Source organism: Microbacterium sp. CGR1, from assembly GCF_051062835.1.
GTDB lineage: Bacteria > Actinomycetota > Actinomycetes > Actinomycetales > Microbacteriaceae > Microbacterium.
Genome location: NZ_JAOTPG010000001.1, coordinates 190,998 through 205,122 on the forward strand (window position 1 = coordinate 190,998; position 14,125 = coordinate 205,122).

A 14,125-nucleotide genomic window follows, 5' to 3' on the forward strand; every position below is an offset into this window, starting at 1 on the left:
TTGTTCGGGGGAACGGTCGGGGGATCATTCCGGTCTCCGATCGACGGTGGTGGAGTCGTCGACGGCGCTCTCGAGCTCCTGCAGCCGACGCGCCAGGTCGACCAGCGACGGATCGTCAGTGGGAGAGGGACCCGCGAGAAGCTCATGCAGAGTGCCGCGCGGGATCCGGAGGCGGTCCGATGCGGCATCCGCGATCTCCTCCGCTGTCGCATTCACGGCGAGTCCGAGTCTGCGCGCCAGCCTGCGTCTGCTCCCGTCGCGGATGGCTTCAGACGCGTGTGCGGCGTCACCCGCCTTCGCCGTCAGCCGGGCGCGCCCGTGCATCGTCTCCGAAGCGCGGACGGTCACGGGAAGCGTCTCGGCGACGAGCGGCCCGAAGCGCTGGCCCCGCCACAGTGCGGCCGCGAGCCCGGCGATCATCAGCAACAGGATCGCCGGCGTCACCCAGCCCGGTGTGAGCGAGCCGAGGCTCTCGGGCGTCTTGCCCTCGATGTCCGTGTCGCTGAAGCTCGGGACGTACCAGACGACGCGGTTCGTCTGGCCGAGCAGAGCGAGTCCGAGTGCGGCATTTCCGTCGTCCGCGAGGTAGGCGTTGCTGAACAGACGTGCGCCTTCGACGACGATGCGCGTCGCACCGTCGTCCTCGTCGACGAGCACGGCCGAGGCATCGTCGGTGCCGAAGCATCCTTCGACGCCGTCAGCCGGGGCGAACATACGGTCGGGACGGATCGTGCCGACGTCGGCGAATTCGGGGACGCTGCAGTCAGCCTCGACGGGGCTCGAGTCCGCTGCGGCATTGTCGCCCATGCGCAGGAGGGTGAGAAGGTGCGTGCTGCTCGAGAGGAAGACGACCCTGTCGGCGGGGGCGATCAGCTCGGTGATGCCGTCGTCGGACAGCGTGTACGGGTTGGCCATCACGAGAGTGGTGTTCTCGTCGAGTGCTGCGCGCGCCTCGGTGCGGGAGCGGAAGACCGAGACCTCGACACCCTGGTCCTCGAGGATCTGGGCGAGCGCCATCGCACCGGAGTCGCTGACGCTCTCAGGATCGAGCGACCCACGCTGATCGGGCATGCGGACGGCGACCTGGGTCGCCACGAACACGCCTCCGAGCACGAGCGCGACGACGATCGCCCAACCGAGAAGGGATTTCAGACGTCGACCGCGCGGAGTACGCTCTGCGGTCGATGCCGACGCACTCGGCTGTTCGATGACGGTCACGCGTTCACCGTCTCCGGTCGCAGCGCACTCAGACGATCGTCGGTCGCGGCGAGCTCGGCATAGCTCGACTCGGTGGCGGGATGCCGTAGATAGCGCACATCGTCGAAGGAGACCGCCGCGTCACGGACGGGAATCGTCTCGACAGGGAACACGACGGAGACCTCTCGGGCGATCGCCTGCGCGGTCGCTCCAGGGGAGGGGTCGATGAGATCCCGCTCCAGAAGCCCTCTGGCGAGCGCGCGGAACCGCAGGATCGTGGCCTCGTCCCAATCGCCTGCCCGCGCGCACCGCTCGGCGTCGGCGCGGAGCTGCGTCGCGGATCGGTCGTCGTCTGCACCGAGGAGATCCCCTCGTCCGCGGCGCACGGCCTGCGCGCGACGCGGACGCCCCCAGATGATCAGTGCAGCGACGAGCGCGCCGAACACGATGATGCTCACGATGATCAACGCCGAGGGGCCGACATTCGCGCTGTTGTCGGAGGTGAACAGATCGGCGAGGAATCGTCCGATGTCGCGCGCGAGGTTGTCGAACCAGGTGGGCTTCGCATCGGCGTAGCGCGGGTCGGAGAGCTCCTGCTCCGCCCACTTCCGTGCCTCTTCCCCGTCGGGGATGAGCACGTCGTCGAGAGGGCGGATCATGCCGACCCTTCGCCGCCCGTGCCGGGTGCGGCCCAGGTCGAGTCAGGGGACTCGGACGGACGCACGGCAGGAGGGGAGTACGCGGGTGGAGGTGCGAACGCGGCAGGTGGCTGGGGTGTGACAGGCGGCCGGGGTGCGGCCGGTTGCTGAGCATAGGGCGGCAGTGGAGGAGTCTGCTGAGCGGGGTACTGTGGGGCGGCATACGGCTGTCCCTGGTACGGCTGTCCCTGGTGCGGCGGCGCTGCGGGTGCGGGGTATTGTCCCGGATACGCCTGTCCGCCGTACTGCTGCCCCGGGTACGGCTGCATCTCGTAGCCCGTCGGCGTCATCATCGCCCACTCGGGAACCTGCTTCGGCGGCGGAGCGCTCGACACGGCCCGCTCGGGGTCGACGAGGAACGGGTCGCCGAGCTGGTCGTCCGTCCATCCGAGATCGCGGCGCTCGACGTGGCTGATGAGCGCCTGGTCGAGGCCTTCGTAGCGCATCCGGCTGTCGAGGTACACGAGGGTGCCCGCGCTGCTCTGCACCACGAGGGTGATCGCCTGCAGAACGAGAAGCAGGATCTGCGGCGCGAGGAGGGCGAAGACGAACGCCATGACCGACGCGGTGTCCGCTGACCCCGTCGGCGCGATCACCGAACCGAGCATCGAGCCGACCAGCGAGACGGGCAGGTTCACGACCTGCATCGCGACGCCCATGATGGCGCCGATCAGGAAAGTGACACCCCAGGCGACCCAGAACCGGCCACGCGTCAGGCGCCACGACCGCACGAACGCGTCGCGGAACTTCGCCCTCTCGAGAACGAGGATCGAGGGGACCAGAAGCAGCTTCGTCGTCAGCCAGACGACGAGGGGGATGGTCGCCAACACGAGCAGGACCACGAGGATCACGATCCCGCCGATGGCCTCGGCGGAGCCTCCGAGCCCGCCGGCGATGAAGCCGGCGATCACGAGGAAGACGATCACGATGATGCCGAAGACGAAGATGATCGAGAGTGAGGCGAAGCCCGCCAGTCGCCAGAACGACGGGATCATCTTGCGCCAGAGAGTCCCGAGGGTGGCCTTCACCCCGATCGCTGCGAAACCGATCTCGGCGGCGACGACGCCCTGCATCAGCGCGGTGAAGGCGATGGATGCCAGACCCACGGCGATGCCGGCCACGATGTTCATCGCGATGGTGCCGGCGAACACGGCCTCGAAGTCGGGCGAGGCGGCAGACAGCGATTCGAGTCGAGTGAACGTCGTGACGAAGACGAAGCCCATCACCGTGGCGCTGAGCACCACCACGGCCAACTGGATCACCACGCCGAAACCGAACAGCACCTTCGGGTTGTGACGCAGCGCCGCGAACGACCTGGTCAACAGCATCCCGAACGTCATGGGATGCAGGGGGATGATGCCCTTCTTGGGGGCAGGGGTCCACGTCTGGCCGCTCACCGGCACTCCCTCCGTCGTGCGCTCCCATCGTGTCACAACACCGCTCGGGCGCGTAGACATGGGGGTCGTGGTACTGAGTGCCATAAGGTAACAGTTATGACCTCACGCATTCTTGTGGTCGACGACGACACCGCGCTCGCCGAGATGATCGGCATCGTGCTGCGCACGGAGGGCTTCGAGCCGGTGTTCTGCGCCGACGGTGCACGGGCCGTCGAGGAGTGGCGCACTCAGCGTCCCGATCTCGTGCTGCTCGACCTGATGCTCCCCGGCATGGACGGAATCGAGATCTGCGCACGGATCCGCGCCGAGTCCGGAGTCCCCGTCATCATGCTCACCGCTCGCAGCGACACGGCCGATGTGGTCCGCGGCCTCGAAGTCGGCGCGGACGACTACATCGTGAAGCCCTTCAACCCGAAGGAGCTCGTCGCCCGCATCCGCACTCGTCTGCGCCCCTCGCCTCAGACGGTGGGAGAGCAGCTGCGTGTCGGCGACCTCACCGTCGACGTCGACGCGCATGAGGTGCGAAGGGGCACGGCCCCCATCGCTCTGACGCCGCTCGAGTTCCAGCTGCTCGTAGCCCTCGCTTCGAAGCCGCAGCAGGTGTTCTCGCGCGAGATGCTGCTCGAGCAGGTCTGGGGCTACCACTACAAGGCAGACACTCGCCTCGTGAACGTGCACGTCCAGCGGCTCCGCGCGAAGGTCGAGCTCGACCCGGACAACCCCAAGATCGTGATGACGGTGCGTGGCGTCGGCTACCGCGCCGGGAGCGCGGGCTAAGCGCACCATGGCCGCCACCGCAGCGACCACCACGGCGGTCGCTGTCATCCGCGACTGGCGCGGTTGGCCCACCGTGACCAGGGCTCTCTGGCGACGTTCCCTGCGTTTCCGGACGCTGACCATCACGCTGCTCCTCACCTCGACCGCGATCCTGATCACCTGTGTGACCATGGCGCTCGTGATCCAGAACGACCTGTTCGAATCGCGCAAGAACGAGGCGCTCGAAGATGCGGCGCGTTCGGTGAACCAGGCGCAGACGACGCTCGACGCCACAGCGCTGGGGGATGACCCCGCAGCGCTGCGGGAGCTGTGGGACAGCGTGCAGGAAGACCTCGGCCGCAATTCGACCGCGGAGGGGCTCGCCGGATTCCGGGTCGACGGCGACGCGGCGGCCGTGTCCTTGAACGGCTTCACCGCCGGCCTCAGCGCCAACAGCATCAGCCCCGCCCTCCGGAACCGGGTGGTGAAGTTCGACGACTGGCAGTCCTGGCAGTCCGCGTCGCTCGACGTCGACGGTCGCGCGGTGCCCGGGGTCATCGTGGGGCAGCAGCTCCAGGTGCCCGAGGCCGGACCTTTCGAGGTGTACTTCGCCTACGACCTCGCGGACGCCGACAACACACTCACCTTCGTGCAGCGCACTCTGTGGATCGCCGGCATCGGGCTCATCGCGATCGTCGCCGCGATCTCGTTCGTCGTGCTGCGCACGGTCTCTACCCCGATCGTCGAGGCCGCCGAGACCAGTGCGCGCCTGGCTTCGGGTGATCTCGCCGTGCGCATCGACGTGCACGGCGAAGATGAGATCGCGACGCTGGGGCGTTCGTTCAATGCGATGGCCGACAGCATCGAGTCGCAGATCAAGGAGCTCGGCGAGCTCTCCCTCGTGCAGCAGCGGTTCGTCTCCGACGTGTCGCACGAACTCAGGACGCCGCTCACGACCATCCGGCTCGCGGCCGACATGCTGAACGATCAGCGCGGGGAGTTCGACCCGACGACCGCACGGACCACGGAGCTCCTGCATACCCAGGTGCAGCGTTTCGAGACGCTGCTGTCGGACCTGCTCGAGATCAGCCGCTATGACGCCGGGTCCGTGCAGCTCGAACTCGAGGCGACGAGTCTCGCGCACCTCGCCGAGGACATCATCGAGCAGATGCAGCCGCTCGCCGACGGGCGGGGCAGCGAACTGCGCCTCGTCGCGCCAGGCGGATACTCTCCGGTCGACATGGACCCACGCCGCGTGCGGCGAGTGCTCCGCAACCTGATCGGCAACGCGATCGAGCATGGCGAGGGTCGTCCCATCGTCGTGACCGTCGACAGCAATCAGCATGCGGTGGCAGCGGGAGTCCGGGACTTCGGACTGGGCATGGACCCGGCGGATGCCGAGCGCGTGTTCGACCGGTTCTGGCGGGCCGACCCGTCTCGTCAGCGCACGATCGGAGGCACGGGCCTCGGGCTCTCCATCGCCCTCGGCGACGCGACCCTGCACGGAGGGTCGCTCGGCGTGTGGTCCGAGCTCGGCGTCGGCACCAACTTCGTGCTCACCCTCCCGCGCCGAGGCGATGCGCCGGACGGGCCGTCGCCGATCCTCCTCGAGCCCCAGGATTCGCTGGGCGAGATCGGTGACGCCACGCAGCCGATCCAGCTCGCCGATCTTCCGGCCGAGCTCTTCGACCGAGGGAGCCTCGAATGATCTCGCGGAATCGACGCGTGCTGCGCGGGGTGGCCGTCGTCGCAGCCGCTCTGCTCCTTTCCGCCTGCTCTGGTCTTCCCACGACGGGGGATGTGCAGCCGGGGCTCGCGCTGGGTGCATCGCCCGAAGACCAGGATTTCCTCCCACTCGCCTCGGGCCCCGCTGAGGGTGCGGGACCGGCGGCGATCGTCGAGGGTTTCATGGAGGCCGCGATCACTCCGGCAGACAACTGGGACACCGCACGCAAGTTCCTCACGCCCGATCTCGCATCGACCTGGCGCCCGAACACCGGCGTATCGATAGACATCAGCGGGGCCACGCGCTCCTTCACCTCGAGTGTCGATGACGGTGTGGATGCCCGTGACGGGGACTCGGCCGAGGTGAGGGTCAGGTTCGATCAGGTCGCGAGCGTCGACGCGACCGGAGCGTACTCCGAGGCATTCGGGGCTTCGAACTCCGCCTTCGTCGTCGTGTTCGAGGACGGGCAGTGGCGCATCGCGGAGGCCCCCGACGGTGTCGTGATCGACGAGTCCCGGTTCTCGCGGGTGTACGACGACTACGCGCTGCAGTACTACGACCAGACGTGGGAGCGACTCGTCCCCGACGTGCGGTGGTTCCCCCGCCGCGCCACGATCGCCACCACGATCGCACAATCCCTGATCGGCGGAGCGCCGAGCCCGTGGCTCGACCCGGCGGTCCAGAGCGCTTTCCCGCAGGGTGTGCAGCTCGCCCGAGACGCCGTGCCGATCGACACCGATCAGGTCGCCGACGTCGCGCTGAATCGCGCGGCCCTCGGCCTCGATGCGACGACGCTCGCCCGTATGCGCACGCAGCTGCAGGCGACCCTGGACGCCGCTGGGGTGCAGGTCGATCAGGTCAGGTTCAGCGTCGACGGCCGCACCCTGGACGCCGGCGTCGTCAGGGTCATCGAAGATCCGGCGGATGCGGGCAGCCTCGTCTTGAAGGACGGCGAGTTCGGCGCACTCGTCGGCAGCGAGATCACACCGATCCCGGGGGTGTCGGAGGAGATCCTCGGCGCCACCCAGCCCATCAGCGCGATCGATGTCGCGATCGACGGTTCGCACGCGGCCGTTCTTCTCGCCGACGGGCACGTGTACGTGACGGGCGATGACGGCTTCAACGAGCTCGACGCCAGGGCGTCGTTGATCCGCCCGTCCATGGACCCCTTCGACTACACCTGGTCCGTGCCGTCCAACGCGCCGTCGGCACTTCAGGCGATCGGCAGTGACGTGTCTCCGCATGCGATCACCGGCGCATGGCCGGATGCCTCGTCGATCTCCGCCGTGCGCGTCTCCGCAGACGGCGCTCGCATTGCAGCGGTCGTCGTGATCGGCGGTGAGCGCTGGGTCGTCGTCTCCGCGATCGTCCGCGACGAGGCCGGCGTGCCGACCGAGCTCGGTCCCGCTGAGCCGTTGGCGCAGCTCGACGGCGGGGTCAGCGGGCTCGTCTGGCTGGGTGCCGACCGTCTCGGGCTGCTGACCGACCCCGATGACCGGATGGTCCTCACGCAGATCGTGGGAGGGCCGGGCACGTCCGAGGTCGCTCCGACGGGGGCCGTCTCGATCGCGGGGTCCCGTGCGCCGGCGGGCGTGCGGGTGCTCGGTGCCGAAGGCGGAGTGTTCGCGCGGAGCGGTTCCGCGTGGAGCGAGTCGATCGACGGAGTCACACTGCTGGCCACCAGGGCGGGGCACTGACCTTCTCTTCCGCACGACCGTCTCTTCTGCACAGCCCTCCGAAAGAGCTGAGCTGTTGACAACGACCGGTGACCGGACCGGCCGAGTGCTCCCCGGCGACGCCGTGCGGCGAGGATAGACGGATGCTCTCGCTCGCCCCCGTCCGCTCTGTCGGAACGGAGATGCTCACCCTGCTGCTCGCGGCGTCGTGTGCAGGCTGCGGTGAGCCCGAGACGATGCTGTGCGCGTCGTGTCGGGAGGCCCTTCGAGCCGCGCCTCGCGAGTGGACCTCGCCGGGCGGTCTGCATGTGCGCGCCGCGATGTCCTTCGAGTCGGTCGCAGCCCGGTGCATCCGCCGGGTCAAGGACGAGGGCGAGACCGCGCTCGCCCGTCCGCTGGGGGAGGCGCTCGGCGTGTTGCTCCGCGAGGTGCTGGCGGAGTCGCCGGGAGAATCCGTCCTCGTGGTGCCCGTTCCGACGACGAGCGCCGCATACCGGCGACGAGGCTACCGAGTTCCCGATCTCCTGATCCGCCGGGCGGGGGCTGCACCCTCCAGGCTGCTGAGCGCGCGTGGTCGGAGCACGGACCAGCGGGGGCTCGATGCCGAGAGCAGGGCGCGGAACGTGCGAGGCACCATGCGCGTACGGCGGCCTGGTGAGGGGTGCGCCGTCGTGCTCGTCGACGACGTGGTCACCACGGGTGCGACCTTCGATGAGGCCGAGCGGGCGCTCCGCATCGCCGGCTTCCACGTGCTCGCGGCGCTCGCGCTGGCCGCCACACCACGTCACAGCGAACGGAATGCGAACGCATCGGGGACACGCAGGAAATGACCCGTGACATCCGCGGTCAGGCGGACTACCGTTGGGGGTCACAAGGCGACCACGGTCCGCCCTTGGCCGGGAGGACCGGGACAAGGAGGCAGCAATGGAAACGAGCATCGTTGGCGTCGGGGTGGGTATCACCGACCGATTCCGCACCGTTGTCGAGGAGAAGATCGCCAAGATCCAGACGTTCGCGTCGCGGGCGCAACGACTGGATGTCAAGGTCACCCATCGGGTGTACCGAAATGGGCATGTGCCCGACGAAACGGTCGAGCTGACACTCGTCAGCAAGGGGCCGGTCGTCCGTGCGGAGGCCACAGACGGCGACAAGTTCGTCGCCCTCGACCTCGCGGTCGACAAGATGGCCGAGCAGCTGCGCAGGGCCAAGGAGAAGCGAGTCGACGGCCGACAGCATCCCCGCGGAGCGCACTTCGAGAAAGAGAGCGGAGCGCTGGAGGGCATCGATGTCCAGCCGGCCTCTGTCGACGTGCTTCGCGCAGTCGCGACGGGTGCAGTGCCCATTCAGAACGACGAGGAAGAGGTCTACTCGCCCGTCGTCATCCGCACCAAGAACTTCGGTGCCGAGTGGATGACCGTCGAAGAGGCGGTCGACCGGATGGAACTCGTCGGACACGACTTCTTCCTGTTCGTCGACGTGCGCACCGATCACCCGAGCGTCGTGTACCGACGCAAGGGCTGGGACTACGGCGTGATCGCTCTCGAGACGGCGGCGCCGCCGTCCGAGGCCCTCGCCTCCTGAGACTGACGCGAGAACGGCCCGGCTCCTGAAGGAGCCGGGCCGTTCTCGCGTCTGCGCCGTGCGCGTCAGTCGAAGATACCGTCCAGGATGCTGCCGATCACAAGGCCGCCGAGGATTCCGGACGCGATGTCTCCACCGCCGCCTCGTCGCCCGCCGCCGCTCCAGCCGCCGCCACCCCAGCCGTCGCCGCCACCGCCCCAGCCCTGATCCTGCGGGCGGGACGAGTCGATGTCGCGCTGGGCGAGTTGCAGTGCCTCAGCGGCGAGGTGTGCGACCCGTCGTGCGCTCGCGAGCGCTTCGTCGCGGGTCTCCTCGGCAGGAAGAAGATCGGACAGATCCACGCGGAGGCGCTCGGCCTCGGCGAGCCGGGTGCGGGCGTCCGCCCCGATCCAGCCTCTGTGACCGGCGATGAGCCCGCGGGCGACGCCGAGCTGGCGGTCGGCGTCGTCGATCGCGTGCTGCACCTGCTGGATGCTGGGGAGCGGGTGCTCTGCGCGGTGGCGCGCCGTGGCGATCGCATCGTCGAGAGCGGTGTTCGCCTCGCGGAGCTGCGACAGCTCGGCGAACGGGTCGCCGGGGGAGCCTGCGGGGGAGAGCGCGCTCAGGGCGTCCTGCAGAGCGGTCACGGCCGTGGCGACGGCAGGAACCTGCGGCGCTGTGCGCGCGGCGATCAGGTCGCCCCGCGAGTCGGCGACGACCTCGGCGAGCGTCGATTCCGCACGCAGAGCCTCGATCTGGAAATCCTCGACCGCGTCGAGCAGCGCGGACGCGCGCCGCGTCGCTTCGGTCGCCGTCTCGAGGGCGAGGTTGGCTTCCTCGTTCTGCTTGGCCGCACGGCGTCGCTCGGAGACCGCGGCTCCGTGTGTGGCGAAGGCGATGAGCTGCTCTGCTTCGGCGGCGCTGGCGGTGATCTGATGCATCGCCGAGTCCGCGTAGCGCGCGGAAAGACGGGCGACCGTCTCGTTCGTGTGAGGGATGCGGGAACTCAGCTCGGCGGCGTCCTTGCGCACCTGGGCGATGACCTCCGGCGCACGGCGGACCTTCGCTACGGAGGCGGCGAGGTCGGATGTCTTCTCATCGAGCAGATCTTGCGCCCAGTCGCAGAGCTGGACGATGCGCGCGTTGCGGGTTCGCAGCTCTTCTGCCGTGTCGGGGATCTCGTCGTGATTCAGCTGATGCATCTGGAAGGCCTCGCGAAGATGCGTGCGCACCGCGCTCAGCGCCTTCTTCAGATCTCCCGTGAGCTGGCCCCCGAGCTCGGCCTCAGCGAACGCCAGCTCGTCGGATGTGCTCCGGATCCGCTCGTCCGCAGCGACGAGCGCCTGCTCGGCACGGCGTGCCAGATCGGCATCCTGTGCGGCCAGTTCTTCCTGTTCGCGCTTGCGTCTGCCCCATATTCCAGCCATAGGACTGATCCTAGTTTCCCGAACGAGAGTGCTGGCTGTGCATCCGCTCCAGGCGAACGTCGATCAGGCGAGGACAACGACGGACGGACGCGCCGGCCGCCCGCGCTTGGGGCGGTCGGCCGTCAGCTCGAGCGCGAGCGCGTGCTCCGGATGCTCGGCGAGGCGGCCGTGCACATGGTCGAGCCAGCGCAGCTCGGCATCGGCGGCGAAGATCATCGAATCGACGACGAGCGACCAGGCGAGGCCTTCAGGTGTGTCGTCCTCCCGCGAATCTCTGACGTCGCGAAGTGTCCCGAGATGACGTCGAGAGGCCACGCGCTGCGTTGCGATCACGTCCGCGGCATCCGCCCCGGGAAGCGTCGCAGCGACCGCCAGCTTGATCGCGAGCTCGTCCCTGGTTGCCAGACCCCGCTCCACGGGTGCTGCGAGCCAGCGGTCGACCTCCGTCATCCCGGCCTCGGTGATCTCCCAGTAGACGTGACCCTGCGCGTCAGCGTCGCCACGATCCACGAGCCCGTCCCGTTCGAGGCGCTCGAGTGTGTTGTAGATCTGCCCGACGTTGAGCGGCCAGACCGAGCCCGTGCGCCGGTCGAACTCATGACGCAGCTGGTAGCCGTAACACGGACCCTGCGCGAGGATCGCGAGCAGGCTCTGGCGTACCGACATGTGTACCTCCCGGTGTCGTGGATCAATATATACATACTCGGAAACGCGAAGCGGGTTCGCCATGCAGACGACGTGCAGGTCACGGACAGGTAACATGGCAAGGTATGCCTGGCGCGCGCCCGACCAGCGGCGCCGCCGGAACCATCGACAGGGAGATGACATCTGTGGCCAATCCTCTTGAGAAGCTGCTGCGCGCGGGTGAAGGGCGGGTCATCCGTCGCCTGAACCAGGTGGTGAAGGCGGTCAACGCGCTGGAAGAGGACATCTCCAAGCTCACCGACGACGAGTTGCGCAACGAGACCGTCGAGCTGCGCGAGCGCTTCGCCAAGGGCGAGTCCCTCGATCAGCTGATGCCCGAGGCGTTCGCCGCTGTCCGTGAGGCGGCGAAGCGCACACTCGGCATGCGCGCCTACGACGTGCAGATCATGGGTGGGGCAGCGCTCCACCTCGGCAACATCGCCGAGATGAAGACCGGTGAGGGAAAGACGCTCGTCGCGACCTTCCCCGCCTACCTCAACGCGATCGCGGGCGAGGGCGTCCATGTCATCACCGTCAACGACTTCCTCGCGAGCTACCAGGCCGAGCTCATGGGCCGCGTGTACCGTGCGCTGGGCATGTCGACCGGCATCATCGTGTCGGGCCAGACTCCGGCCGTGCGCCGTGAGCAGTACGCGGCCGACATCACGTACGGCACGAACAACGAGTTCGGCTTCGACTACCTCCGCGACAACATGGCGTGGCGCAAGGACGACCTCGTCCAGCGCGAGCACTACTTCGCCATCGTCGACGAGGTCGACTCGATCCTCATCGACGAGGCTCGTACGCCTCTGATCATCTCGGGTCCCTCGTCGGGCGAGGCGAACCGCTGGTTCGCCGAGTTCGCGAAGATCGCCCGCACGCTCGAGGCCGGCGAGGACTACGAGGTCGACGAGAAGAAGCGCACCGTCGGTGTTCTCGAGCCCGGCATCGAGAAGGTCGAGGACTACCTCGGCATCGACAACCTCTACGAGTCCGCGAACACGCCGCTGATCTCGTTCCTGAACAACTCGATCAAGGCCCTCGCGCTGTTCAAGAAGGACACCGACTACGTCGTCATGAACGACGAGGTCATGATCGTCGACGAGCACACGGGCCGCATCCTGGTCGGGCGCCGCTACAACGAGGGCATCCACCAGGCGATCGAGGCCAAGGAGGCCGTGCCGGTCAAGGCCGAGAATCAGACGCTCGCGACCGTCACGCTGCAGAACTACTTCCGCCTGTACGACAAGCTCGCCGGCATGACGGGTACCGCCGAGACCGAGGCGGCCGAGTTCATGTCGACGTACAAGCTCGGGGTCATCCCGATCCCGACGAACCGGCCGATGGTCCGCAAGGACCAGTCCGACCTCGTCTACAAGAACGAGACCGCCAAGTTCGCGCAGGTCGTCGAGGACATCGCCGAGCGCCACTCGAACGGCCAGCCGGTGCTCGTGGGCACGGTGAGCGTCGAGAAGAGCGAGTACCTCTCGCGGCTCCTCGCCAAGAAGGGCGTCAAGCACGAGGTCCTCAACGCGAAGAATCACGCGCGCGAGGCCGAGATCGTCGCTCGAGCGGGCCGCCTCGGCGCCGTGACCGTGGCGACGAACATGGCCGGTCGTGGAACCGACATCATGCTCGGCGGAAACGCCGAGTTCCTTGCCGTGCAGGAGCTCAAGGGCAAGGGACTCGACCCCGTCGAGACGCCTGAGGAGTACGAGATCGCGTGGGATGAGACGTATGAGGCCATGAAGGCCGTCGTCTCCGAGGAAGCCGAGAAGGTCATCGAGGCCGGCGGTCTGTACGTCCTCGGCACCGAGCGCCACGAGTCCCGTCGTATCGACAACCAGCTGCGCGGTCGCTCGGGCCGTCAGGGGGACCCCGGTGAGAGTCGCTTCTACCTGAGCCTGACCGACGACCTGATGCGGCTGTTCCAGTCCGGAGCTGCGGAGGCGATCCTTGCGCGCACCAACTTCCCCGATGACGTCCCGATCGAATCCGGTCTCGTCTCGCGCGCCATCCGCAGCGCACAGTCGCAGGTAGAGTCCCGCAACGCGGAGATGCGCAAGAACGTCCTCAAGTACGACGACGTCCTGAACCGACAGCGTGAGGCGATCTACGCCGACCGCCGTCACATCCTCCAGGGCGACGACATCGCCGATCGGGTGCAGCACTTCATCGAAGACGCGATCAGCGGCGTCGTCCGCGACCACACGGGCGAGGGTCACAACGAGAGCTGGGACTTCGACGCGCTCTGGACCGAGCTCAAGACGCTCTATCCGGTCAGTGTGACGATCGACGAGGTCGTGTCCGAGGCAGCCGGCCGCAAGGGCGGGATCACTGCGGACGGTCTGACTCGCGAGCTGCTGTCGGACGCGAAGATCGCCTACGAGACCCGCGAGGAGTCGCTCGGAGACGCGGCCACCCGTGAGCTCGAGCGTCGAGTCGTGCTGCAGGTGCTCGATCGTCGCTGGCGCGACCACCTCTACGAGATGGACTACCTCAAAGACGGCATCGGCCTGCGGGCCATGGCGCAGCGCGACCCGCTCATCGAGTACCAGCGCGAGGGCTACGCGATGTTCCAGTCGATGATGGGCCAGATCAAGGAGGAGTCCGTCGGATACCTCTACAACCTCGAGGTCGAGGTCCGCCGTGCGGGCGACTCGCAGACAGCCGAGGTCGAGGCCAAGGGTCTGGCGGACGGCGGCGGCGAGCAGCGCCTCGAGTACTCTGCGGCGAACGACGCCGGCGAGGTCGAGGTCCGCAACGATCGCGGTCAGGTGCAGCAGGCGGCGACCGACAAGCTGCGCCAGGCCGCTGCGGCCCGGCAGACGCCGGCTGAGGCGGCCGAACCCGAGCAGGCTGCGCGCGGAGCCTTCGGCCAGCGCACCGAGGGGGCGGCACCGGCAGCGGGAAACCGTGAGCAGCGCCGAGCTCAGGGCAAGAAGAAGAAGTAGGCGCGACGCGTCGACCAGGGGTCGGATCCGAGTGGATCCGGCCCCTCTTT

General features: G+C 68.1%; 11 protein-coding genes. 6 read left to right on the top strand and 5 right to left on the bottom strand.

From position 1 onward, the window contains the following. Positions 1–24: 24 nt before the first annotated feature. From OD997_RS00925 to OD997_RS00935, 3 genes are read right to left on the bottom strand one after another with little or no spacing between them, the layout of a single operon-like run. A complete protein-coding gene (locus OD997_RS00925) occupies positions 25–1,218 on the bottom strand; it encodes a DUF4350 domain-containing protein (RefSeq protein WP_434329954.1) in 1,194 nt (397 codons plus the stop codon). Further along, a complete protein-coding gene (locus OD997_RS00930; protein WP_434329955.1) occupies positions 1,215–1,856 on the bottom strand; it encodes a DUF4129 domain-containing protein in 642 nt (213 codons plus the stop codon). The genes OD997_RS00925 and OD997_RS00930 overlap by 4 nt, the downstream gene beginning before the upstream one ends. Then, positions 1,853–3,292 (bottom strand): glycerophosphoryl diester phosphodiesterase membrane domain-containing protein, encoded by a 1,440-nt coding sequence (locus OD997_RS00935; protein WP_434329956.1) that lies wholly within the window; start codon positions 3,290–3,292, stop codon positions 1,853–1,855. The genes OD997_RS00930 and OD997_RS00935 overlap by 4 nt, the downstream gene beginning before the upstream one ends. A gap of 96 nt (positions 3,293–3,388) precedes the next feature. Between OD997_RS00935 and mtrA the strand changes: the two genes are divergently transcribed. The 5 genes from mtrA (at position 3,389) to hpf (ending at position 9,031) form a co-directional block, all read left to right on the top strand. Then, a complete protein-coding gene (mtrA, locus tag OD997_RS00940; RefSeq protein ID WP_056308458.1) occupies positions 3,389–4,069 on the top strand; it encodes an MtrAB system response regulator MtrA in 681 nt (226 codons plus the stop codon). A gap of 7 nt (positions 4,070–4,076) precedes the next feature. Beyond that, positions 4,077–5,756, top strand: a complete 1,680-nt coding sequence (gene mtrB, locus OD997_RS00945) for an MtrAB system histidine kinase MtrB (protein WP_434329957.1) — start codon at positions 4,077–4,079, stop codon at positions 5,754–5,756. Next, positions 5,753–7,471: a GerMN domain-containing protein gene (locus OD997_RS00950; protein ID WP_434329958.1), complete on the top strand. Its 1,719-nt coding sequence runs from the start codon at positions 5,753–5,755 to the stop codon at positions 7,469–7,471. The genes mtrB and OD997_RS00950 overlap by 4 nt, the downstream gene beginning before the upstream one ends. Positions 7,472–7,593: 122 nt before the next feature. After that, positions 7,594–8,280 carry a ComF family protein gene (locus OD997_RS00955; RefSeq protein ID WP_434329959.1) on the top strand — a complete coding sequence of 229 codons (687 nt, stop codon included), beginning with the start codon at positions 7,594–7,596 and terminating at the stop codon, positions 8,278–8,280. Between the two features lie 94 nt (positions 8,281–8,374). Next, positions 8,375–9,031 (top strand): ribosome hibernation-promoting factor, HPF/YfiA family, encoded by a 657-nt coding sequence (gene hpf / locus OD997_RS00960; protein ID WP_434329960.1) that lies wholly within the window; start codon positions 8,375–8,377, stop codon positions 9,029–9,031. A 65-nt stretch (positions 9,032–9,096) separates the two neighbouring features. Here the strand turns inward: hpf and OD997_RS00965 are convergent, their stop codons facing one another. Together OD997_RS00965 and OD997_RS00970 are read right to left on the bottom strand one after the other, a co-directional pair. Then, positions 9,097–10,437: a hypothetical protein gene (locus OD997_RS00965; RefSeq protein ID WP_434329961.1), complete on the bottom strand. Its 1,341-nt coding sequence runs from the start codon at positions 10,435–10,437 to the stop codon at positions 9,097–9,099. Positions 10,438–10,500: 63 nt separating this feature from the next. Continuing rightward, a complete protein-coding gene (locus OD997_RS00970; RefSeq protein ID WP_434329962.1) occupies positions 10,501–11,103 on the bottom strand; it encodes a PadR family transcriptional regulator in 603 nt (200 codons plus the stop codon). 164 nt (positions 11,104–11,267) lie between these two features. On the opposite strand from OD997_RS00970, the gene secA reads away from it, so the two are divergent. Then, positions 11,268–14,075, top strand: coding sequence for a preprotein translocase subunit SecA (gene secA, locus OD997_RS00975; protein ID WP_434332310.1), 2,808 nt, complete (start codon positions 11,268–11,270; stop codon positions 14,073–14,075). Positions 14,076–14,125: the final 50 nt, after the last annotated feature.